The sequence below is a fragment of the Microvirga pakistanensis genome, assembly GCF_004458765.1.
Taxonomy (GTDB): domain Bacteria; phylum Pseudomonadota; class Alphaproteobacteria; order Rhizobiales; family Beijerinckiaceae; genus Microvirga; species Microvirga pakistanensis.
This window is the reverse complement of sequence record NZ_SPJX01000008.1, coordinates 1-223: the sequence shown is the minus strand read 5'-3', so window position 1 is coordinate 223 and position 223 is coordinate 1. Positions and strand designations below refer to the sequence as shown.

Here is a 223-nt window from a genome sequence, read left to right as displayed (position 1 = left end):
GGTGCGCCTGCCGCGCATCATCATGGATCCCTTCCAGCCCCTGAGCTTCAAGCAGGAGCAGGACACCAATTTCCGCGATACGGTCGTGACGCTGCTGCTCGACAATTCCGGGTCCATGCGCGGACGCCCGATCACGGTGGCGGCCACCTGCGCCGACATTCTGGCGCGCACGCTCGAGCGCTGCGGCGTGAAGGTCGAGATCCTCGGCTTCACCACCCGCGCG

Annotated in this window: 1 protein-coding gene; it reads left to right on the top strand. The window is 66.8% G+C overall.

The annotated features are described in order from the left end of the window. A partial coding sequence (locus tag E4K09_RS00030) for a cobaltochelatase CobT-related protein (RefSeq protein ID WP_425293796.1) occupies window positions 1-223 on the top strand: 223 nt, incomplete at both ends.